Origin of the sequence: Streptomyces sp. Y1 (genome assembly GCF_041053115.1) — a bacterium.
In the GTDB taxonomy this organism is placed as follows: Bacteria; Actinomycetota; Actinomycetes; order Streptomycetales; family Streptomycetaceae; genus Kitasatospora; species Kitasatospora rubellomurina.
Genome location: NZ_CP163445.1, coordinates 7,470,266 through 7,491,030, shown reverse-complemented (window position 1 = coordinate 7,491,030; position 20,765 = coordinate 7,470,266). Strand labels below are relative to the sequence as shown.

Here is a 20,765-nt window from a genome sequence, read left to right as displayed (position 1 = left end):
GGCACGGCCGCCCGGCGTCGGGCTCCCGGTGCGGGCGCCGGCTCAGCCCTTGACGACGCCCAGGGGGACCAGGCGGGCCACCTGGCGGGCGAGGCCGGCGGCCTCGGTGACGGCGGCCACCGCGTCGACGTCCTTGTACGCCTCCGGCGCCTCCTCGGCGAGCGCCCGCAGCGAGGCCGGGCGGACGGCCACCCCGTGCGCCTCCAGGTCGTGCTTCAGCTGCTCGCCGCGCACCGTCCGCAGCGCCTGGTGGCGGCTCCAGACCCGCCCGGCGCCGTGGCAGGCGGAGCGGAAGGCCTCGTTGCCGGGCAGGCCGACCATCACGTACGAGGCGGTGCCCATCGTGCCCGGCACCAGCACCGGCTGGCCGGCCGCGCGCAGGTCGGCCGGCAGTTCGGGGTCGCCCGGCGGCAGGGCGCGGGTGGCGCCCTTGCGGTGGACGCACAGGGTGCGGGCGACGCCGTCCACCTCGTGGGTCTCCAGCTTGGCGAGGTTGTGCGAGACGTCGTAGACCAGCTCCAGGCCGACGCCGAGGGCGGCGGCGAAGGCCCGGCGGGCCGCCTCGGAGAGCAGCTGGCGGTTGGCCCGGCCGTAGTTGGCGGCGGCGGTCATCGCGCCCAGGTAGGCGCGGCCGCGTGCGGAGTCGACCGGGGTGCAGGCGAGTTGGCGGTCCGGCAGCTCGATCCGGTGGCGGTGCAGTTCGCGGTCCATGGCACGGACGTGGTCGGTGCAGATCTGGTGGCCGAGGCCGCGCGAACCGCAGTGGATCATCACGCAGACCTGGCCCGGCCGCAGCCCGAAGGCGGCGGCCGTCGCCGCGTCGTGCACCCGGTCGACGGCCTGCACCTCCAGGAAGTGGTTGGCCGAGCCGAGGCTGCCGACCTGCTGCAGCCCGCGCTCGACGGCCCGGGTGCTCACCTCGGCGGGGGCGGCGCCGGCCAGCACGCCGCCGTCCTCGCAGCGCTCCAGGTCGCGCGGCACGCCGTGGCCGTGCTCGACGGCGTAGCGGGCGCCGCCGAGCAGCAGGTCGTCGAGCTCCGCCGGGCCGTCGAGCTCCCACAGGCCGCCCCGGCCGAGGCCGCGCGGGACCATCCGGTCCAGCAGGTCCATCAGGCGGGCGATCCGCTCCGGTCCGACCTCCTCGCGGATCACGCCGGCCGCCAGCAGCCGGACCCCGCAGGAGATGTCGAAGCCGACGCCGCCGGGCGAGACCACCCCGCCCCGCTCGACGTCGGTGGCCGCGACCCCGCCGATCGGGAAGCCGTAGCCCCAGTGCACGTCGGGCATCGCGTAGGAGGCACGGACGATGCCGGGCAGCGCCGCCACGTTGGCGACCTGCTCCAGCGCCTTGTCCCCGGCGGCCTGCGGCAGCAGCGCGCCGGTGGCGAACACGACGCCGGGCACCCGCATCGGCGGGCGCGGTTCGATCCGCCAGCGGTTGCGGCCCGCCTCGGCCAGGACGATCTCCATCGCGCTCACCCGGCTTCCGGCTGTTCAGACGTCGACGGTGGCCCGGCAGGTCCAGCCGTCCGGGCCGCCGCTCAGGTCGAGGTCGTGCAGCGAGACGGCCTTCGGCACGGCGCCCACCAGGGCGGCGGTGGCGGCGTCGGCCATCCGGAAGCGCACCTCGATGCTGCGGGCACCGTCCAGGCCGCGGATCGGGCCGAGGGCCAGCGCGGCGGGCAGCTCGCCGGTCGCGTCCATCCGGTAGACCACCTCCTCCAGCACGCCGGCCAGCAGGTCGGCGTCGCTCGCCCCGAGGACGGTGCAGCCGCGCTCCCCCACGATCCGGGCGCCCTCCAGGTCGGCGAAGCTGCCCACCACGGCGCGCACCAGCTCGCCGATGCAGCCCTCGGGCGTCGGCGCCCACGCCTCCACCCGCAGGTCAGCGGTGTGCGGCACGCTCCGGTGGCCGCTGCGGCCGGTCGGGCCGGGGCCGTCCATCCGTCCTCGCCTCCCAGGGGCGGGCATCCGTCCCCTCCCAGCGTGGTCCTGCGGGCCGGTCCGGGGCAAGCCGCCGCGGTCAGCCGCGCACCGATGCCAGGTAGGCCTCGGTCAGCTCGGGCGTGGCCAGCCAGGCCTCGTGGTCGCTCGGCTCCGCGTAGGTGTTGGCGAACCGGTCGGCGACCGCCCGGTGCTCGGCGGCGGCGGCGAACACGGCCTGCAGGTGGTCGGGCATGCCGAGCAGGTCGGCGGTGAGCCGGACGCCGTGCCGGGCGTGCCGCTGCCAGAACCGCTCGGCGGTGCGGCACATCCAGTCGGCGGTGAAGGGCGCGTCGCCGTGCTCGACGATGGCGCGCCGGTAGGCCTCGGCCGCGCGGGCGGCGCTGTTGGCGCCCTGGCCGGTGATCGGGTCGTTGACGACGACGGCGTCACCGAGGCCGAGCACGTGGACGCCGTCGACGCCGGAGCCGAGCTCCGCCACCGGCCGCCGCACGACCGGGGTGACGGCCCCGGAGAGCCCGGCCAGCGCGTCGGTCGGCTCGGCCTGCCTCCAGAGCTCCGCCTCCCAGGGCAGGTACTCGGCCAACAGCGCCCGCATCCGGGCCAGTTGGACGTCGGGCGCGGGGTGGTCGCCGAAGGCGTCGAGCGGGCCGCCGGGCAGCGACTCCCAGAGCAGGATGTCGCACGGGCCGGACAGGGTGAGCGCCGGCTGCAGGTACAACTCGCCGAGCCCGGGCAGCGCGTGCATCCGGGCTCTGGGCTCGGTCGCCGGATCTGGCGAGCCGACGCCGTGCACGTACAGGCAGGACAGCGTGCGCTGCGGCCGGTCGAAGGGCGAGCGGGCGGCGTCGCGTTCGAAGATCCCGGCGAGTTCGCCGCGCCCGGCCGCGACCACCGTCAGGTCGTGCCGGCGGGCGAGTGCGCGCAGCCCGTCGCGGTCGAGCGCGCGGTACTCGATCCGGCCGCCGCGCTCGGCGAGGAGTTCCAGCCAGTGGGCCAGCTTGAGCCGCTGGTCGACGGACTGGGCCGGGTCGTCCAGGGTCATCGTGAATTCGAGCGCCTTCACCCCGGGCGGGGCGGCGAGCACCGAGCGGACGGCGTGCACGGCGGGCGCCCGGTCGGCCCACAGGTCGAGCCCGGCGGCCGCCTCGATCCGCAGCGCCGGGCCGAACATCGCCTGGGTGGACAGCACCCGCCCGCCGCGCACCTGCTCGGGCGTCCGCTCGGCGACCAGCGTCACCTCGTACCCGTCCGCCACCAGCCCGAGCGCGAGCTGCAGGCCGGCCTGGCCAGCTCCGACGACGGCGATCCGGCGCATGGCGGCCTCCCGAGGGCTCTTCCGATCGGTTCTGACGGAACGTCAGCCTCGCACAGTAGCCGAGCGGGCCTGGCCCGTCACCAGGGCGGAGGGGCTCGCCGCGATCACGCGTCCAGGCAGGCGGTGATCAGCGCGGCCACCGCCTCGACCTGCTCCGCCACGTAGAAGTGCCCGCCCGGGAAGACCCGCAGGTCGAAGCCGCCGGTGGTGTGCCGCGCCCACGGGGCGGCCTGGTCGACGGTCGCGTTCGGATCGCTCTCCCCGACCAGGGCGATGATCGGTTGCGGCACGGTGGCGTCCGGTTCGCAGCGGTAGGTCTCGATGGCGGTGTAGTCGGCGCGCAGCGACGGGAGGATCACCTCGCGCAGCGCGGGGACGGCGAGGATGCGCTCGTCCGTGCCGCCGAGCCGGGTGATCTCCCGGAGCAGGCCGTCGTCCGACAGCGTGTGCGTCTCGCTGTCGCGGGGCAGCGAGGGCGCGCGGCCCGCCGAGGCGAACAGCAGCCGGGGGCCGGGCACGCCGTCGCGGGCGAAGCGCCGGGCCACCTCGAAGGCGACGGCGCTGCCCATGCTGTGCCCGAACAGGACGAGCGGGCGGTCCGCCCAGGCCCGCAGCTCCTGGTAGACGCGTTCGGCCAGCTCCGGCACCGAGCGGATGCCCGGCTCGGCGAGCCGGTTCTGCCGGCCCGGGTACTGGACGGCGAGCACGTCGGCGTACGGGGCGAGGGCGTTGACGTGGTCCAGGTAGTAGCCGGCCGATCCGCCCGCGTGCGGGAAGATCACGACCCGGGCGGGGGCGTCGTCGTTCGGCTGGAACCGGCGGAACCACGGGCTCTCGACGGCGGCGCTGCGACTGGGCATGCGGGGGTGTGGCCTCTCTCCGGGGCGGGCGCTGGTGCTCCCAGTCTTCCAGCCCCGGGGCGGGTCGCGCCTCGCTGTCCGGGCCAGGAGCCGTCGATCAGAAGGCGATCAGAAGCCGTCCTCCTCGTCCGGGTCCCCGTAGCTCGCGAAGCGGTCGACGTACGGGTCGGGCTCGGTCACCCAGCCCGCCGCCAGCACCAGCCCGGAGGTGCGGTGCACGGCGAGGAAGCCGAAGGGCCGGGCGAACCAGACCCGCGCCTCGCGCACCCGGTACGGCGGCGGCACGGGCGCGCCGGCGGCCCCGACGCCGAAGGCCGTCACCGAGGCGGCGCGGAAGCCGAGCCGGCCGAAGGTCGCGGTGGCGCGCTGGGCCGCGCTGCCGATGTACAGCGGCTCGCCGTCCGCGAGACCGGGCAGCCGGTGCTCGGTGGCGGAGGGGCTGCTCGCCGTGCGCAGGCCGAAGAGGTCGGGCCGCTCCAGCAGGTCGTGGTCGGCCTCGACGGTGAACTGCGGGACGGTGACGTACAGTTCGGGCTCGGGGTCGTAGGAGCGGACCTCGCCGATCCGCAGGCCCGGGCCGGTCGTGCCCAGCGGCAGCCGGTCGGCGGTGGTCCGCCGGTGCCGGCCGGCCAGGGCCTCGATGCCGGCGGCCAGCACCCGGCCGGGCGCGGCGTCCGGCTCGCCGAGCAGCAGTCGCACGTCGATGTCGCGGTCGCCGAGCACCCGCAGTTCGGTGATCGGGCCGTCCGGCGTCTCCAGCAAAGCGGCCCGGTCCAGCATCCGGGTGAGGCGGGAGAGGTAGTGGACGGGCCGGGGCCAGACCTCGTCCGCGCCCTCCGGCGGGCCGCCGAAGTCGCTGAACGGCCGGATCCAGTCGGTGCGCACGGCGAGCGCGGCGGCGAGCACCAGGCGGGTCGTCGGGTCCAGCGGGACGGGCATCGCGTCGACCATGCCGTCCGTGCAGCGCCGGGCCCAGCCGTCGAGCTCCTTCCGGTCCCGCTCCTCGTCGCCGGTCAGCCGCCCGTGCACGTCCATCGGGAGGCCGGCCAGCCATTCGGGGCGCGGGCGCAGCAGCGGCGAGGACCAGAGCCCGAGCGCGGCCCGCACGCCCGGCGCGCCGCGCAGGAGGCCGAACAGCTCCCGGGCCCGCTCGGCGGCCGCCTCCGGCGACGCCCCCAGCACCTCGGCCAGTTCGCCCCGCACCTGCGGGCTGCCGGTCGGCGCGAGCAGCCCGAGCAGCGGCCACACCCCGGCGGGCATCAGCACCGTGCCGGCGCCGGTGTCGACCCGCTCGGCCCAGCGTGCGCCCAGCGCGTTGGCGGCCCGTACGGCCTCGGCCCTGCTCATCCGTCCCCCTGCGTTTCGCTGTCCGCGCGTGCGCGCCGAGCGTAGGGCCCGGCCGCGTGCGGAGGCGAACGGATTTCAGCCCCCGCCCTACCGCCGGGTGGCGAGGACGGCGGAGCTGGTCGGGGTGGTCAGCACCTCGGCGGCCTCCAGCGCCGGATGCGTCAGGTACCGCAGCCGCAGTTCGTCCACCGTGCCCTCGAAGCGCGGCGGCCAGTGCGGTGAGGGCGTGAAGTCGTCCATGACGAGCAGTCCGCCGGGGGCGAGCAGGTCCACGACGCCGTCCGGGTCGTCGCGTTTGCCTCCGCCGTCGCAGAAGAACACGTCGAACGGCGCGTGCTCGGCGAGCAGCCGCCAGTCCCCGTGCAGCACCCGGACGCGTGCGTCGTCACAGAACAACTCGGCTGCGGCGGCGGCGAGTTCCGCGTCCCGCTCGACGGTGACCAGCCGCCCGCCCGGGCCCAGGCCGCTGCGCAGCCAGGCCGTCCCGACGCCCGCCCCGGTGCCGCTCTCGGCGACGGTCCCGCCCGGTTTGGCGGCGGCCGCGAGCGCGAGCAGCCGGCCGACCTCCCGGCGGCTGCTCTTGGTGAACCCGCGTGCGGCGGCGGCGCGTTCGGCGGCCAGCACCTCCGCCGGGACGGGCCGCTCCATCGATCCGGTCACGTGCTTCCCCCTGGTCGGACGCTCAACTCCCTTGACGGGATGATCCCATGGCCGCGCCCACCGGCCCCGTCCCGAAGCGCACCGCCCGCGCCCGGGAGCGGGAGGCGCCGTCCAGCAGCAGCACGGACGCCGCCTCCGGAGCCGGCGACGGCCCGCCGGTGCGGAGGTGGCGGGTGAAGGCGGCGAGCAGCCGTTCCAGGCCGTGCCGGTGGCGGGCGAAGACCCGGGCCGAGGCGTGCCGGCCGCGGGCGCGCTGCCCGTCGAGCGCGGTGGCGGCGCCGACGTCCAGCAGCACCAGGTGCAGTTCGCGGCCCCGGCGCGCCGCCTCGCGGGCCAGCCAGCGGCGCATCCAGGCCCGACTGCCGCAGTCGTGCACCAGCAGCGGGCCGCCGCGCCGGACGGAGGCGCGCAGCAGCCGGAAGTGCTCCAGCCGGGCCCACGGCCGGTACACGGCGTACGGCAGGCTCGCGGGCATGACGGCCTCGCAGGCCTCGTGGACGGTGCGCGGGTCGACGGTGCGCGGGGCGACGGCGCCCGGCTGCGGCCCGGACCAGCGGCGCAGCAGGGTGCTCTTCCCGGCGCCGGGCAGTCCGGAGACCACGACCACGGCCCCGTCCGGGTACGCCACGGCGAACTCCGCCCCGCCCACGCCCCGCAGGTCCACCACGCCGCGCGGCGTCACCACCGCGTCCACCCCGCTGCTCACCCGGCCCGCCCACCCCTGTCGCCCGTCCGACCGGGAACCCTAACAACAACCACGCCCGCCCCGCCGCACCGCACCGCCCCCGACCACGCTACGCTGACGCGCCGTCAGCCCGGAGAGGGGCGGGAAGGCCCGCAGGGCCGGAGGGAGGGCGGGGCATGGCCGGCGAGGAGCCCACGTACACCGCGCTGGTGCTGGCCGGCCTGGCCCGGGACCGGGGCCGGGTGGCGGTGCGCTACGGCGGGGCGGCGCTGACCGCGCAGGACTGCCTGGACGCCGTCCACCGGCTGGCCCGCGCCCTGGAGCGGGCGGGCCTCGGGCGCGGGGACGGGGTGACGGTGCTCGCCGGGAACCGTCCGGAGGCGCTGCTGGTGCGGCTGGCCGCGAACCTGCTGGGCTGCCGGGTCGCGATGCCGTTCCCGGACGCGCCCGTCCCGGAGCTGGTCGAGCTGGCGCGGTTCGCCGACACGGCGGCGCTCGTCTTCGACCCCGGCCGCTGCCTGCCCGCGGCCGTCGCGGTGGCCGGGGCGCTGCCCTCGGCCGGCCTGTTCGCACTCGGGCCGACCGCCCTCGGCGCCGACCTCCTGGACCTCGCCGCGTCCTGCTCCCCCGCGCCGCTGGAGCCCCGCTACCGGCCCGAGGACGTGATGGCGCTGAAGTTCACCGGCGGCACGACCGGCCGGCCGAAGGCCGTGATGCGGCGCTTCGCCCGGCCGCCGCGCCCGCCGCTGCTGTCCGGCGCGGTGTTCCTGCTGTGCACGCCGCTCTGCCACGGCGGCGGCACCACGGCCGACCTCGCGCTGGCCGCGGGCGGCACGGTGGTGCTGCAGGACGGGTTCGAGGCGGGGGCGGTGCTGGCGGCGGTCGAGCGGTTCCGGGTGTCCCGGACGTACCTGCCGCCGCACCTGCTCTACCGGCTGCTGGACCATCCGCTGCTGTCCTCGGCCGACACGGGCAGTCTGCGCCGGGTCACGTACACCGGCTGTCCGCCCTCGCCGCGGCGGCTGGCGGAGGGGACGCGGCGACTGGGCCGGGTGCTGCACCAGACGTACAGCCTGACCGAGTGCGGCCCGGTGTCCCGGCTGGGCCCGGACGAACACCTCGATCCGCGGCTGCTGACCACCGCCGGGCGCCCGTTCCCGGACACCGGGGTGCGGATCGCGGACGAGGACGGCGCGCCGCTGCCGCCGGGCGCGACGGGCGAGATCCGGGTGCGCACGCCGACCGCGATGGCCGGCTACTGGCGCGATCCGGAGCTGACCGAGCAGGTGCTGACGGACGGCTGGCTGCGCACCGGCGACCTGGGCGGCCTGGACGCGGCCGGCTATCTGACGGTGGCCGGGCGGCGGGCCCCGATGGCCGTGGTCGAGGGGCACAACGTGTTCCCCCGGGACGTCGAGGAGCCGCTGCGGGCGCATCCGGAGGTGCGCGAGGCGGTGATGTTCGCCGCCACCGACGCGGACCGGCTGGAGCGGGTGCACGCCGCGGTGTGCGTCGTCCCGGGGTCGGCGGTGACGGCGGAGCAGCTGCGCCGCTGGAGCGTGGAGCGCGGGGGCGGGCGCAGTGCTCCGGACAGCGTCCTGGTGCTGCCGGGCATCCCGCTCACCGGCCTGGGGAAGCCGGACCTGGCGGCACTGCGGGCGCTGCTGGAGGCTCCCGGGGGACGGGCGGTCGCCACCCTGGGGGCGCTCGAAGGGGCCTGACGCGCCCCTCGGACGCGTCGAGCGCCCGCGCGGACGACCGCTCGCGCGGCAGCCGGCGGGAAGAACCGGCGTGGACAGCTCGACCGTGCGGGCCGAACTGCCGATACAGCTGCGGCGGCGTTCCCTCGCACCGTCCCCCGGAGGCACCACCATGACCTGGCTACGCGTCCTGACCGCGCTGGGCATCCTGGCCGGCGCGGCCGGCGCCCTGCTGGTCTTCGCCCACTGCACCTCCCCCACCCGGCACGCCCCGCGCGCGCGGCGCACCCCGTACGCCCGGCGCACCCCCGACACCCCGCGCACTCCGCACACCCCGCGCGCCGACCGCGACGCCCTCGGCCTCCGTACGGACGCCGAGGGCAGCGGCCTCTTCCCGCGGACGGGCGGCGAGGACTGACCGTCAGCGGTCAGTGCCCCGCCAGGTCGTCCGGCCGGACCTCGATGTGGTCGGCCGCGAGGTCGACGGCGACCCGGTGCTCCATCCCCAGCGCCTCCAGGAACTTGACCGGCAGTTGGACCCGCCCGGTGCGGTCCAGCATCACGTACTCGCGCTCGTTGATCGACTCCTCGCCGTGCTCGTCCGTCACGGTGCGGCGCAGCACCTCGCTGCTGGTGCGCCCGTCCCGGATCGCGACCGTGCGGCGGACCTCGCCCGCGACCATCGGGTCGTGGGTGACGATGACGACGGTGGCGCCCAGCTCCCGGTTGACGGTGCGGAAGGACTCGAAGATCACCCCGGCGGTCTCGGAGTCCAGCTCGCCGGTGGGCTCGTCAGCGAGCAGCACGGGCGGGTTGTTGGCCATCGCCACCGCGATCGCCACCCGCTGCTGCTGGCCGCCGGACAGCTCGCCGGGCTTCCGGCGGGCGAGGTCGCCGATCTCCAGCGCCTCCATCAACTCGGCGACCCGGGCGGTCTGCTGCTTCGCGCCGAGGCCTCCGGAGCGGCGGCCGCGCAGCTGCATGGGCAGGGCGATGTTCTCGGCGGCGGTGAGGAAGGGCAGCAGGTTGCGGGCGGTCTGCTGCCAGATGAAGCCGACCACTTCGCGCCGGTAGCGCAGCCGCTCCTTGGCGGACATCTCCAGCAGGTCGCGGCCGGCCACCGTGGCGGTGCCGGCGGTGGGCACGTCGAGCCCGGCGAGGATGGTCAGCAGGGTCGACTTGCCGCTGCCGGAGGCTCCGACCAGGGCCACCAGGTCGCCCTGCTGGATGGTCAGTTCGAGGCCCTGGAGGGCCTGCACCTCGACGCCCTCGGCGCTGAAGATCCGTACCAGCCGGTCGCAGACGATGGCGGCGTCCGCGCCGTGCGCCTTGGGCGCGGCGGCGGCGAGGGCCCGCTGCCGGAGCTCCTGCAGGCTGGGGGCCTCGGCGGCCCGGCGCTCCTCCTGGGGGGTGGTCCTCACCTGGCGTCTCCTGTCTCGACTGTCCGCGTTGTCCGCGTTGTCCGCGCTGTCGGCACTGTCCGCTTGCGCTTGCGTTTCATCTCGTGGGGAGCCGTCCGTCCGCTCGGCCCGGACGGCCGCGCGGGCCTCATGCCTGCTCCCCCGCCCGCAGTTCGGTGGCGATCTGGCGCCGCCCGGAGATCGCCGTCTCCAGCAGCACGCCGAGGCAGACCACCAGCGCCAGTCCGGCGGTGGGCAGCAGCACCGGCGTGACCACCGGTTCCAGCGTCTCGGCGACCTTGGCGCCGACCAGGGCCGAGAGGTCGAAGGCCGACCCGATCAGCGCGACCGCCGCCAGGGCGACCAGCCCGCCGCCGACCGCCGCCGCCAGCGTCTGCGGCAGCGTCTCGGCGACGATCAGCGCCAGCCCCTGGCGCGGCCGCAGGCCCATGGTGCGCAGCCGGGCGAGCAGCGCGGTGCGGTCGGGGGCGGCCCGCAGGAGCGTCAGCAGGACGGCGAGCAGGGCGAATCCGCCGCCGGCGAGGCCCGCGTACCAGAACATCGACCCGGCCGCGCGCTGGAGCGGGTCGTCGGCGAGCGCGGCGGCGGCCTCCCGGCTGCTGTGCACGGCGTAGCCGGGCGGCAGTCCGTCGCTGGACTTGCCGGCCGCCTGGGCGACGTCGCCGATCAGCTTGGCCATGCCGGTGGCCGCGGTCAGGCCGTGCTCGGCGACCAGGCCGCGCAGCTGCCCGGGGTCGATGTCGCCGGTGGCGATCCACTTGTTGGTCCGCTTCAGCTCGGGCAGCCGCTCGGCGGCGGGGCCGGCCGGGACGACCACGAAGGGCTGGCCCGGGTCGGGCAGGGCGGGGGTGCGGGCGATCGTTCCGGCGACGGTGGTGCGCAGTTGGCCCCCGTTGGGGGTGCGCACCCGGGCGGGGCCGGTGGCGAGCCGCTTGGCGAGGTCGCGGCTGAACAGGGCGGGCACCGGGGTGTCCGGGCCGCCGGGGGTGCCGGCGAGCTTCGCCGGGTCGAAGGCGCCGGCGCCGAGGCTGCGGGCGATCTCGGCGTAGGCGGTCGGTTCGGCGACCACCAGGACGGCCTTGGTGGTGTCCCCGTCGCCGCCGATGAACAGGGCGGTCGGCTCGACCCACAGGCCGGTGGCCGCGTCGACGCCGGGCAGTTCGCCCGCGGCCTTGGTGAAGGCCTCGGGCAGGGTGGCGTAGATCGGGACGGTGACGGCCGCGTCCCCGCCGGTGGCGAGCCGGGCGGCCCGGGTGCGGGCGTGGTCGACGGTGTCGAGGACGGTGGCGCCGAAGCCGGTCGTGGAGACGGCGATCAGCAGGGCGAGCAGCGGCAGCACGGACGGCCGGCGGCGGCCGGAGTTGTCGCGGGCGGCGCGGGCGAGCCCGAGGAAGCCGATCAGGCCCCGGCCGCGCCCGGCGAGCGCGGCGAACCGGCCGACCAGGAGCGGCTGGACGCGGGCCAGCACCAGGCCGCCGCTGAGCGCGAGCAGCAATGGGGCGAGCACCAGCAGCGGGTCCAGGTCGGCGCCGCTCGCGGCGACCCCGCGGCGGCGGACCTCGGCCACGGCGGCCGCGGTGACGGCGAGCACGGCGAGTTCGCCGACCAGGCGGCGCCGGCCGCCGGCCGCCCGCGGCCGGGACCGGAGCAGCGCGGCCCGGGCGGGGAAGGCCAGCAGGGCGAGCAGGGTGGCGGCCAGCGCGGCGAGCACCGCGTTGCCCCACCGGGGGGTGGGCAGCAGCACCAGGGCGAGTGCGGTGGCGAGCGCGGCGGCGGGCAGCACGGTGACCGCGCCTTCGCCGAGCAGCCGCAGCAGCACGCCGCCGCGCGAGCCGCCGCGGGCCCGCAGCAGCCGGATCTCGCCGGTGCGCCGGTCGGCACTCAGGGCGGCGGCGAGGCAGAGCACCACGGTGGCGACACCGGCGACGCCGACCGGCCCGATCGCGGACAGCGGCGCGACGGCCTGCTGGCGGGCGCGGGCCCGCTGGAGGACGTCGGGCAGCTGGGAGACGACGTGCAGGTCCGCCCGGTTGGTGACCCGGGCGAGCGTGCCGGCGCCCCGGCCGGCCAGGTAGGAGGCGACGGTGTCGCGGGTCCGGTCGAGCTGGTCGGCGCGCAGCGCGCCGGTGTCGACCGGCAGCCGCCAGAAGTCCTGTCCGCCGCCGCCCCAGCTGAGCAGCTGCGGCAGTGCGTCGCCGGCGACGAAGCCGGTGGTGCGCCAGTGCAGCTTGCTGGGCGTCCCGTCGAGGCAGGCCCGGACGGGGCAGCCGAGGTTCTCCCAGAGCGGGTCCTGCGGGTCGTCGACGCGGTAGAGGCCGACGACGGTGGCCGTGATCGGGCCGGTGCCGAGGTTCCCGCCGTCGACGACGTCGCCGAGCTTGATGCCGATGGTGGCGGCGGACTCCGCGCTGACCGCGATCTGCACGGGCCCGGCGCCGGCGGCGGGCCAGCTGCCGGCGGTGAGGGCGGCGTGCTCGGTGAGGCCGTTCAGGTAGAGCAGGCCGAGCACCGGCGGCGAGTCCTCGGAGAGCCGGGCGTAGCCCTTGTTCCACATCCCGCGGTCCTGCTTGACCCGGATGCCGTGGACCTGGCCGTCCTGGCTGAGCCGCAGGTTCGGCCCGATCTCGCCGACCAGCCGGTCCCGCGTCGCCCGCAGGTCGGCGGCGGCCTCGGTGGGGGCGGCCTGGGCGACGGCCTCCAGGCTGGTCGCGTTGACGCCGATCCTGCGGGTGAACTCGCGCAGCGCGCTGTCGGTGCTGCGGTCCGACAGCCGCGGGAAGGCGGCCGCGAGGAAGACGGTGACGAACGCGAGCGCCGCCATGAGCAGGGCGGCCAGCGGCGTGGCGCGCAGCCGGGTGCGGACCCAGGGCGCCGGCCGGTGGTCGGCCCGGGGGGTGGGCACGGTGGTGCCGGCCTCGGTGGTCACATCTCCTCCACGTGGCGCAGCCGGGCGGCCACGTCTCGACGGCGGCGTCCGATGAGGAAGGCCGACAGCAGCGGGACGACGGCGATCGCGGCCGTGAGCAGCAGTGTCCGGCCCACCGGCAGTTCGACCAGCGCCTCGGGCGTGGGCCGGCGGGCGGCGGAGGTGAGCACCACGTACGGGACGATGAGGCGGACGAGCAGGGTGCCGAGGGCGAGGCCGACCGCGCCGCCGAGGGCGACCAGCAGCGCCTGTTCGGCGGCGACGGTGCGCGCGACCTGGCGGCGGGGGGCGCCGAGGGCGAACAGCAGGGCGGAGTCCCGGGAGCGCTCGTGGGCGGAGCCGGCCGCGGCGGCGGCGAAGCCGATGGCGGCGAGCACGGCGGTGACGATCGCGATGACCAGCAGCGCGCTCTGCGGGGCGGCGCCGACCGGGTCGTCGAGCAGGGCGGCGGCCGTCTCGTCGTCGAGCTGGAGGTCCTGGGCGCCGGGGGCGGCGCGCAGGGCGGCGGCGGCCTCGGCGGGGGTCCGGTCGCCGGGGCCGGTGGCGGGCAGCCACCACTCGGTGCGGGTGGGCAGGTCGTTGCCCTGGGCGGCGAGCAGCCGGGCGGCGGTGCCGAGGTCGACGACCAGGGCGCTGCGGCCGGCCACCGGCACGGCCTCGACGGCGGCGGTGACCTTGACCGGGAGCACGGCCCCGGAGAACGGCACCTGGACGGTGTCGCCGACGCCGGCGCCGATGGTGCGCAGGTAGTCGTGGGTGGCGACGCCGCCGACGGCGGTCGGGGCGGTCGCGCCGGCCGGGGCGAGGATGGCCCGCAGGCTGCTGCCGACGCCGTTGGCGAAGCGGTACCGGAGGCTGAACAGCCGGTCGGCGTCGGTGGTCTCCGGGTCGAGGCGGGCGGCGGGGCCGGGTGCGGCGGCGCCGGTGGCGCCGGAGGCGCGGACGGCGGGGGAGGTCGCGGTCCAGCCGAAGCCGGCGGGGACGGGGACGGCGGTGGCGGGGCCGTCCGCGGTGTCGGAGACGGCGAGGCGGTGCACGGTGACGACGCCGTCCATCCGGTCGCTGAAGGTGACGGTCGCGCCGACCACGGTCAGCGGCGCGGCGGCCGCGCCGACCGGGGCGTCGACCAGGGGGCCGAGCGCGACCGAGGCGTGCACGTCGCCGTCGAACGGCAGGGTGGGGAACGGGACCTTGTGCACGAAGCCGAAGCGGTCGCGCAGCAGCAGCCGGACCTCGGGGTGGACGGCGAGGGAGAACGACCCGAAGCCCTGCTGGGGCCGCTCCGCCTGGCTGACGGTCAGGTCGGCGTCGATCCGCAGCGGGCGGCCGGGCAGCGGCAGTCCGGCGGCCGCCCCGGCGGGGGCGGGCTCGGCGAGCGGCGCGAACAGCTCGTCCCGGCCGTGCCCGTCCAGCAGGTCGTCGCGGACGGGGACGCGCTCGGCGAAGGCCTTGGCGTCGACGGCGAGCAGCTGGCCCTTGCCGTTCGGCAGCGACTGCTCCTCGCGGACGACGGGGACGATCCGGTCGCCGCCGGGCAGGGCCCCGTAGCGGCCGCCCTGGCCCATCACCGCGTTGTGCGAGCCGGTGATCCGCAGGCCGCCGGCGGTGCCGAAGGCGGCCTGGTCGCGCTGCGAGCCGGTCCAGGTGGCGTGCTGGCCGAGGGCGAGGACGCCGGTGGCCACGGCCATCACCAGCAGCAGCACGGGCCCGGTGGCGCGGGCGGGGCGGCGGGCCAGCTGCCAGCCGACCAGGGCGGGGCCGAGGCCGCGGCCGCGGGCGGCCGTCCGGGCGCCGAGCCGGGCGGCGAAGGGCAGCAGGCGCAGCACCACCAGGGTGCCGGCGCACAGCGCGAGGGTCGGGGTGGCGACGAGCAGCAGGTCCACGCCCAGGTCGCCGGAGGAGTCGGCGGACATGCCGCTGCCGTACTGGCTGAGCTGCTGGTAGGCGAGCGCGGCCAGGGCGAGCACGGCGAGGTCGCCGCCGTTGCGGGCGATGCCGGAGACCACGGCCTGGCGGCGGCCGGCCTTGCGGCGCAGGGCGGCGCCGGCGCCGCGCAGCAGGCCGGGCACGGTGGCCAGCGTGATGGAGGCGAGCGCGCAGAGCAGGGCGACCGGCCAGAGCGTCCAGCTGATGCCGGTGTCCAGGTGCACCTGGTGGCCGGTGCCGAAGCCGGCCAGGGCGCGGACCAGGAGCGGGGTCAGCAGCGGCGCGAGCAGCGCGGCGGGCAGGGCGAGCAGCAGCGATTCGAGGCCGGTGAAGGCGCCGAGCCGGGCGCCCGAGGCGCCGCGGGCGGCGAGCAGTTCGTTCTCGCCCTCCTGCCGGGCGGCGATCAGGTGGACGACCAGCAGCAGGGCGGCCGCGGCGAGGACGGCGAGTTGCAGGGCGCCGATCAGCAGGGTGGTCCGGGCGACCATCATGCCGGAGGACAACTCGTGCATGACGTCGGGCAGTTCGGTCTGGGAGTTGAGCGAGGCCCGGGTCCGCAGCTCGTCGCCGAGGCGCTGGGCGCGGTCGCCGATCGCCTCGGCGGTCGGCTGGTCGATGCCCCCGAAGTCGGCGTCGAGCACCCAGCCGCGGCTGCTCTGCACCAGTCCGGCGGCGGTGAAGGCGCTCTGGTCGACCATCATCGGGCCGTAGGTGGTGAACGCGCGGATGTCGACCTCGCGGCCGCCGACCGGGTCCGTGCGCCAGTACGGGTCGGCCGGGTCGATCGCCCGGTAGACGCCGGTGATCCGCACGGTGAGCTGGTCGCCGCCCAGCCGGTCCGCGAGGGGGACGTCGGCGGGCAGGGACCGCTCGGTCAGGCCGAGCCGGGCGAGCAGGGCCTGCGGGACGGCGGCCTGGGGGGCGGCGGAGCGGACGGGCGCGGTGGCGGCGGCGGGCCAGGCGCCGGCGACCAGGCGGACCTTGGCGCGGTCGAGGTCGGCGAGGACGGTCAGGTCGGGCTGCGCGTCGCGGCCCGGACCGGCGGGGGTGGCGGGGGTGGACGCGGCGGGGGCCGCGGGGGCGGACGCGGCGGGCGCGGCGTTGGCAGCGCCGCCGGCCGCCGGCAGGCCGTACGAGCGGCTGCGCAGCAGGGTGTCGGTGCGGACCGGCAGGTCCCCGAACAGGGCGGCGCGGTAGTCGGCCAGCGCCTGCTCGTCCTTGGCCCGGGTGTCGAGCCCGTGCTCCGCGGTGACCACGACGGTGGTGCGGGTGTGGCCCTGACCCTGCAGCGACTGCCGCAGGCCGGCCTGGCCGACGCTGGCGTTGAACGCCACCAGCGCGGTCAGCACGGCCGTGGTGATCAGGACCGCGAGCAGGACGGCGGCGGCCAGCGGCAGTCGCCCGCGCAGTCGACGCACGACGAAGCCGAGCATCAGGTTCCTCCCCCGGGACTTCTCCGGTAACGATCCCGGCCCGCCCATCGATCCGATCCGAGCACGACTCGGCCACAGATGGACACTCTTCGGGCATACCGATGCGGTGAACTCCGGCATTTGATCACCGGATAGCGGACGATGCTGTCAGATGTGATCCGGAAACGGAAGGGACTTGCGCGAAACAAGTAAGTAGTGAGCAAATTCCTTTCATTGGAAGCACCCTCGCGCAGGGCCGCCGCCAATACGCCATGGACACCTCATAAGTACGGCCCCGCCGCCCTCCCCGGGAGGGGGCGTCACGCCTCCGCGGATTTCCCTCCCGGGCGCGTGAACCCGCGGAGCCGCCCCAGCCGTAGAGCCGGACAGACACGCCCACAGGGGGACGCCGCATGACGCAGGACCAGGCCGCCGACGCCAGCACCACGCCGATGGTGACCGTGACCGACCTCCGGCGCAGCTTCGGTACGGGCGACCGGGCCGTGCACGCCCTGCGCGGGGTCTCCTTCACCATCGGCCGCGGCGAACTCACCGCGCTCAAGGGCCGGTCCGGCTCCGGCAAGACCACCCTGCTCAACCTGGTCGGCGGTCTGGACACGGCGACCGGCGGCAGCATCGCCCTGGACGGCACCGACCTCGCCGGGCTCGACGAGGACGGCCGGCTCGCCCTGCGCCGGGAGCGGATCGGCTTCGTCTTCCAGTCCTTCGGCCTGATCCCGATGCTCACCGCCGCCGAGAACGTCGGCGTGCCGATGCGGCTGCGCAAGGTCGCGCCCGCCGAGCGCGAGGAGCGCGCGCACACCCTGCTCGCCCTCGTCGGACTGGCCGACCACGCCAACCAGCGCCCGGGCGAGCTCTCCGGCGGCCAGCAGCAGCGCGTCGCCATCGCCCGGGCACTCGCCAACGAGCCGGCGCTGATCATCGCCGACGAGCCGACCGGGCAGCTGGACTCCGAGACCGGCCGCTCGATCATGGAGCTGCTGCGCGCGGTGGTGCGCAGCGAGGGCGTGACCGTGCTGGTCGCCACCCACGACCCGACGCTGATGGGGCTCGCCGACCGGGTGATCGAGCTCCGGGACGGGCGGATCGTCGAGGAGGAGCCCGCGGAACGGGCCGCCTAGGCCGGCGCGTTCGCTTTTCCGGCTTTCCGCACGCCCTCGCTTCCTCGTTTCCTCGTTTCCTCGTTTCCTCGTTTCCTCGCGAATGTCCCGGTCGCCGTCGCGGCCGGGACATTCGCGTTCCGGCGGTGAAGCGTTCCGCGGTCCTCGGGGAGGTCGATTGTCAGTGGCCCTTGTTATGGTCGCCGACAACTCGCCGAACAACTTGCCAAAACAACTCACCGAAAGCCCGCCGACAACGGATGGAAATCCGTCGACGGTTCACCGCGCCCAGGAGGTTCGATGACGATCTTCCGATGGATCCGCTCCGCATTCCGCTCGGCCGTGCCCCCGAAAACGCCGATGTGGTGGCCGGCAGTACCGCCGGCCACCACATCCGTCCTCACGCGCCCCGGTCGAGCGGGGCCCGCTTCACGCCGTCGTCCGTCACACCGCCGGGAAGATCTCCAGGTCCGGCTTCAGCAGCTGGCCCGGCTGCGGCGCGGTGCCGTCCACCAGGTAGCGGGTGACCAGCGCGTTCAGCGGCTTGCTGCGGCCGACCGCGCAGTGCTCGATCGAGTCGACGCTGACCAGCACCGCGTTGCCCAGCTCCTGCTGCATCCGCTGGGCGAACTTGTACTGGGTGGCCGGGTCGTAGAGGTTCCCGATCACCATGACGGTGTTCGAGGTCTTCTTGTTCCACGGGCCCTTGAACCGCTCGGCGTCCCGGGCCGGGGCCGGCCAGCTCGCGCACGCCGGCGCGTCGAAGGCCTGGTAGCGGCCGAAGGTCGGCGCCTCCTGCTCCCACGTCTTGGCGACGTTCGCGAACACCTTGTCGTTCGACGGGTACGGCTTGTCCTGGCAGTTGACGCCCATGTAGGAGTCGTCACCGGCGTACTCGGAGTCGGCCGGGGCCTCGCGCAGCGCGCGCGGGACCTCGACGGAGAGCAGGTCGGCGTCGGCGTCCGCGGCGGCCGCCTTCGGCGCCACCAGGGCGGCCGGGGCCGGGTTCATCGCCTGGTAGGAGGCCTGCAGCGACTTGGCCAGCGGTGCCAGCTTGGCCTGCGAGTACAGCGCGCTGGCCACCTCGCTGGTGAAGCTGCTCAGCGTGACCTTCTTGCCGCTCGGCAGCGTGACCGGGCTGGTCCGCAGGTGGTCGCGCAGCTCGTCGAACTTGGCCCGGGTGTCGCCCTCGCCGAAGGCGCAGCGCGGGGCGCCGGCGGTCTGGCAGCGCTTCAGGAACTCGTCCAGGGCCAGCTCGAAGCCGCCCGCGCGCTGGCGGTCGTACTCCAGGCCGTTGTGCAGGCGCAGGTTGGGGTCGACGTTGCCGTCGACGATGATCGCGCGCACCTTGTTCGGGTACATGTTGGCGTAGGTCGCGCCGATCAGGGTGCCGTAGGAGAAGCCCGCGAAGGTCAGCTGGGAGTCGCCGACGGCGCGGCGCATCCGGTCGAGGTCGCGCACCACGTTGATGGTCGACATGTGCTCGATCAGCGGGCCGGCGTTCTTGCTGCAGGCGTCCGTGTAGTCCTGGTCGGCGTCCAGGGTGTCGGCGATCTCGGCCTTGGTGACCGGCACGCCGACCATGCGGTTGTTGACCGCGTCGGCGTCTTCCTGCGTCTTGAAGCACTTGAGCGGGTTGCTCCGGGCCACCCCGCGCGGGTCGAAGCCGACCAGGTCGAACTTCGAGCGCACCTCGTCGCCGAAGCGGGTGGTGGTGGCCCACAGGTACCCGCTGCCGCCCGGGCCGCCCGGGTTCATGAACAGCGAGCCGATCCGCTTGGACGGGTCGCTCGCCCGGTGCCGCATCATGGCGATGCCGACCTTCTCGCCGTCCGGGTTGTCGTAATCGAGCGGCACCGGATAAACGGCACAGTCGTAACCGCCCGGGTCCGGCTTGGTCGGGTCGGGGTTGCACGGCTTCCAGTCGACGGGGTCGACCTTCGCCTCGGCCGTGCCCGGCGCCTGGTCGATCGGCGCCGCGGACGCGGCGACGGCGGTGCCGGTGACGAGGGCGAGCGCGACAGCGACGGCGCCGGCCACCGTGGATATGCGGGACAAGGAACCTCCTCCGTGGGAAAGGGCGGCCCCAGCCTGTCAGTCGAAGATCTCCGTGTGAAGACCTTGCGGCCTAGCAAATCCTTCTATGAGCAGTCTTAAACGAACCTGATTATTCTGTGAATGACCGGGCTTGACGGGTGATTGACCCGACGGGCGCTCATTCGGGTCGAGCTCATCCGAAACGCCCGCCGGCCGACCGTCTACTGAGTCGCCGTCAGGCGGTGATCTGCTGCGAGAGGTTGTCCTCGGCCTGCACCTGGTAGACCGCGTTCAGGGTCGGCGGGCCGACCAGGTCCTTGATCCGCTCGTAGCGGCGCGCCTCGATCGGAGCCATCTTCTCCATCCACTCCCCCATGGACTCCGGAGTGTGGTCCCCCTCGATCAGCGCGACGGTCATGAGCTCCCGCGAGTCCTCCAGCGCGGTGGCGGAGATCACCTTGGTGCGCGGGTCGTCGGCGATGACCTCGTCCGGGATCCACGCCTTGCGGAACTCCTCGTACGAGACGCCCTCGTTGAGCTTGCGCACCATCACGGCGATCAGTCGCATGTCGTTTCCTCCCCGATTGAAATTCTTGCACTGCAAGAAGCTGACGTCGACTAGTGTTCTCTTGCAGTGCAAAACTTGTCAAGATCCCTTCCGTCGCGACCCGAGGGGCCGTCACCGACCCGAGGAGACACCGCAGATGACCGGCCGACGCACCCGCCCCCGGTCGGGGCTGACCCGCGAGAAGATCATCGACGCCGCCCTCGCCCACGTCGACCAGCACGGCCTCGCCGCGCTCTCCAACCGCAAACTGGGCGCGGCGCTCGGCGTCGAGGGCATGACGCTCTACTACTACGTCCCCAGCAAGGCCGCCCTGCTCGACGGCATGGCCGAACGCCTCCTGGAGCTGTCCGCCGGCGACCTGTTCACCGAGCCCGCCGGCCCGTGGACCGAGACCGTCAGGGACTTCGCCGTCGCCCTGCGCCGGATGCTGCTCGCCCACCCGGGCATGCTCACCGTCCTCGCCACCCGACCGGTCGCCACCCCCGCCGCGACGGCCCTGCTCGAACGCGGCATCACCGTGCTCGTCGACAGCGGTGTCGAACTCGCCGACGCCATCGACGTGTTGAACTCCGTCGTGCAGTGGACCCTCGGCCACACCCTGGCCGAGGCCGGCCGGACCCCGTACCACGAGGGCACCGAGCCCGCCCCCGAACAGCTCGCGACCCTGGACGCGGACACCCACCCCCACCTCGCCCGCGCCTTCAGCACCGGCGCGGGCCTGGACCAGGAGGCCCGCTTCCACCGCACCCTGGCCATCCTGCTCGCGGGCTACGCCGCCGAGTTCGACCGCGCCCGGGGCGACGCCGGCTGAACCGTCCGGCGGTTCGGCCGGCGCCCGGC

At 75.6% G+C, this 20,765-nt stretch carries 16 protein-coding genes; 4 read left to right on the top strand and 12 right to left on the bottom strand.

What is annotated here, in order from left to right; genetic code table 11:
* Positions 1-42 precede the first annotated feature (42 nt).
* The 7 genes from AB2U05_RS32460 to AB2U05_RS32430 all read right to left on the bottom strand — a co-directional run bounded on the left by AB2U05_RS32460 (position 43) and on the right by AB2U05_RS32430 (position 6,835).
* On the bottom strand, positions 43-1,470 hold the full coding sequence (locus tag AB2U05_RS32460; protein ID WP_369185117.1) for an RtcB family protein: 1,428 nt from the start codon (positions 1,468-1,470) through the stop codon (positions 43-45).
* Between the two features lie 24 nt (positions 1,471-1,494).
* The gene (locus AB2U05_RS32455) at positions 1,495-1,944 is read right to left on the bottom strand and encodes an archease (RefSeq protein ID WP_045711509.1); all 450 of its coding nucleotides are present in this window, start codon (positions 1,942-1,944) and stop codon (positions 1,495-1,497) included.
* 79 nt (positions 1,945-2,023) lie between these two features.
* On the bottom strand, positions 2,024-3,262 hold the full coding sequence (locus AB2U05_RS32450) for a styrene monooxygenase/indole monooxygenase family protein (RefSeq protein WP_369185116.1): 1,239 nt from the start codon (positions 3,260-3,262) through the stop codon (positions 2,024-2,026).
* A gap of 104 nt (positions 3,263-3,366) precedes the next feature.
* A complete protein-coding gene (locus AB2U05_RS32445; RefSeq protein ID WP_045693999.1) occupies positions 3,367-4,122 on the bottom strand; it encodes a thioesterase II family protein in 756 nt (251 codons plus the stop codon).
* Positions 4,123-4,230: 108 nt separating this feature from the next.
* Positions 4,231-5,469: a hypothetical protein gene (locus tag AB2U05_RS32440; protein WP_369185115.1), complete on the bottom strand. Its 1,239-nt coding sequence runs from the start codon at positions 5,467-5,469 to the stop codon at positions 4,231-4,233.
* Between the two features lie 87 nt (positions 5,470-5,556).
* Complete coding sequence (locus AB2U05_RS32435) at positions 5,557-6,117, bottom strand: O-methyltransferase (protein ID WP_369186031.1); 561 nt, start codon at positions 6,115-6,117, stop codon at positions 5,557-5,559.
* Positions 6,118-6,151: 34 nt separating this feature from the next.
* On the bottom strand, positions 6,152-6,835 hold the full coding sequence (locus tag AB2U05_RS32430) for an AAA family ATPase (RefSeq protein WP_369185114.1): 684 nt from the start codon (positions 6,833-6,835) through the stop codon (positions 6,152-6,154).
* Positions 6,836-6,990: 155 nt separating this feature from the next.
* On the opposite strand from AB2U05_RS32430, the gene AB2U05_RS32425 reads away from it, so the two are divergent.
* Together AB2U05_RS32425 and AB2U05_RS32420 are read left to right on the top strand one after the other, a co-directional pair.
* Positions 6,991-8,535 carry an AMP-binding protein gene (locus AB2U05_RS32425; RefSeq protein ID WP_369185113.1) on the top strand — a complete coding sequence of 515 codons (1,545 nt, stop codon included), beginning with the start codon at positions 6,991-6,993 and terminating at the stop codon, positions 8,533-8,535.
* A gap of 70 nt (positions 8,536-8,605) precedes the next feature.
* Entirely contained in the window at positions 8,606-8,932 is a 327-nt protein-coding gene (locus AB2U05_RS32420; protein WP_045693989.1) for a hypothetical protein, read from the top strand.
* Positions 8,933-8,942: 10 nt separating this feature from the next.
* Here the strand turns inward: AB2U05_RS32420 and AB2U05_RS32415 are convergent, their stop codons facing one another.
* The 3 genes from AB2U05_RS32415 to AB2U05_RS32405 form a co-directional block, all read right to left on the bottom strand.
* Positions 8,943-9,887: an ABC transporter ATP-binding protein gene (locus tag AB2U05_RS32415; RefSeq protein ID WP_107072903.1), complete on the bottom strand. Its 945-nt coding sequence runs from the start codon at positions 9,885-9,887 to the stop codon at positions 8,943-8,945.
* Between the two features lie 175 nt (positions 9,888-10,062).
* On the bottom strand, positions 10,063-12,861 hold the full coding sequence (locus AB2U05_RS32410) for a hypothetical protein (RefSeq protein ID WP_369185112.1): 2,799 nt from the start codon (positions 12,859-12,861) through the stop codon (positions 10,063-10,065).
* The gene (locus AB2U05_RS32405; RefSeq protein WP_369185111.1) at positions 12,858-16,220 is read right to left on the bottom strand and encodes an FtsX-like permease family protein; all 3,363 of its coding nucleotides are present in this window, start codon (positions 16,218-16,220) and stop codon (positions 12,858-12,860) included. The genes AB2U05_RS32410 and AB2U05_RS32405 overlap by 4 nt, the downstream gene beginning before the upstream one ends.
* Positions 16,221-16,612: 392 nt before the next feature.
* On the opposite strand from AB2U05_RS32405, the gene AB2U05_RS32400 reads away from it, so the two are divergent.
* Positions 16,613-17,341: an ABC transporter ATP-binding protein gene (locus tag AB2U05_RS32400; protein ID WP_045693979.1), complete on the top strand. Its 729-nt coding sequence runs from the start codon at positions 16,613-16,615 to the stop codon at positions 17,339-17,341.
* 423 nt (positions 17,342-17,764) lie between these two features.
* Here AB2U05_RS32400 and AB2U05_RS32395 read toward each other — a convergent pair whose 3' ends face one another.
* Positions 17,765-19,378: an alpha/beta hydrolase gene (locus tag AB2U05_RS32395; protein ID WP_045693977.1), complete on the bottom strand. Its 1,614-nt coding sequence runs from the start codon at positions 19,376-19,378 to the stop codon at positions 17,765-17,767.
* Positions 19,379-19,592: 214 nt separating this feature from the next.
* Positions 19,593-19,925, bottom strand: coding sequence for a hypothetical protein (locus AB2U05_RS32390; RefSeq protein WP_369185110.1), 333 nt, complete (start codon positions 19,923-19,925; stop codon positions 19,593-19,595).
* Positions 19,926-20,061: 136 nt separating this feature from the next.
* On the opposite strand from AB2U05_RS32390, the gene AB2U05_RS32385 reads away from it, so the two are divergent.
* A complete protein-coding gene (locus AB2U05_RS32385; RefSeq protein WP_045710962.1) occupies positions 20,062-20,736 on the top strand; it encodes a TetR/AcrR family transcriptional regulator C-terminal domain-containing protein in 675 nt (224 codons plus the stop codon).
* Positions 20,737-20,765: the final 29 nt, after the last annotated feature.

Coding starts and splice junctions, on each gene's coding strand:
- AB2U05_RS32455 (WP_045711509.1), bottom strand. CDS start 1,944: ATGGACGGCCCCGGCCCGACCGGCCGCAGCGGCCACCGGAGCGTGCCG.
- AB2U05_RS32440 (WP_369185115.1), bottom strand. CDS start 5,469: ATGAGCAGGGCCGAGGCCGTACGGGCCGCCAACGCGCTGGGCGCACGC.
- AB2U05_RS32400 (WP_045693979.1), top strand. CDS start 16,613: ATGACGCAGGACCAGGCCGCCGACGCCAGCACCACGCCGATGGTGACC.
- AB2U05_RS32405 (WP_369185111.1), bottom strand. CDS start 16,220: ATGCTCGGCTTCGTCGTGCGTCGACTGCGCGGGCGACTGCCGCTGGCC.
- AB2U05_RS32450 (WP_369185116.1), bottom strand. CDS start 3,262: ATGCGCCGGATCGCCGTCGTCGGAGCTGGCCAGGCCGGCCTGCAGCTC.
- AB2U05_RS32460 (WP_369185117.1), bottom strand. CDS start 1,470: ATGGAGATCGTCCTGGCCGAGGCGGGCCGCAACCGCTGGCGGATCGAA.
- AB2U05_RS32385 (WP_045710962.1), top strand. CDS start 20,062: ATGACCGGCCGACGCACCCGCCCCCGGTCGGGGCTGACCCGCGAGAAG.
- AB2U05_RS32435 (WP_369186031.1), bottom strand. CDS start 6,117: ATGGAGCGGCCCGTCCCGGCGGAGGTGCTGGCCGCCGAACGCGCCGCC.
- AB2U05_RS32425 (WP_369185113.1), top strand. CDS start 6,991: ATGGCCGGCGAGGAGCCCACGTACACCGCGCTGGTGCTGGCCGGCCTG.
- AB2U05_RS32390 (WP_369185110.1), bottom strand. CDS start 19,925: ATGCGACTGATCGCCGTGATGGTGCGCAAGCTCAACGAGGGCGTCTCG.
- AB2U05_RS32445 (WP_045693999.1), bottom strand. CDS start 4,122: ATGCCCAGTCGCAGCGCCGCCGTCGAGAGCCCGTGGTTCCGCCGGTTC.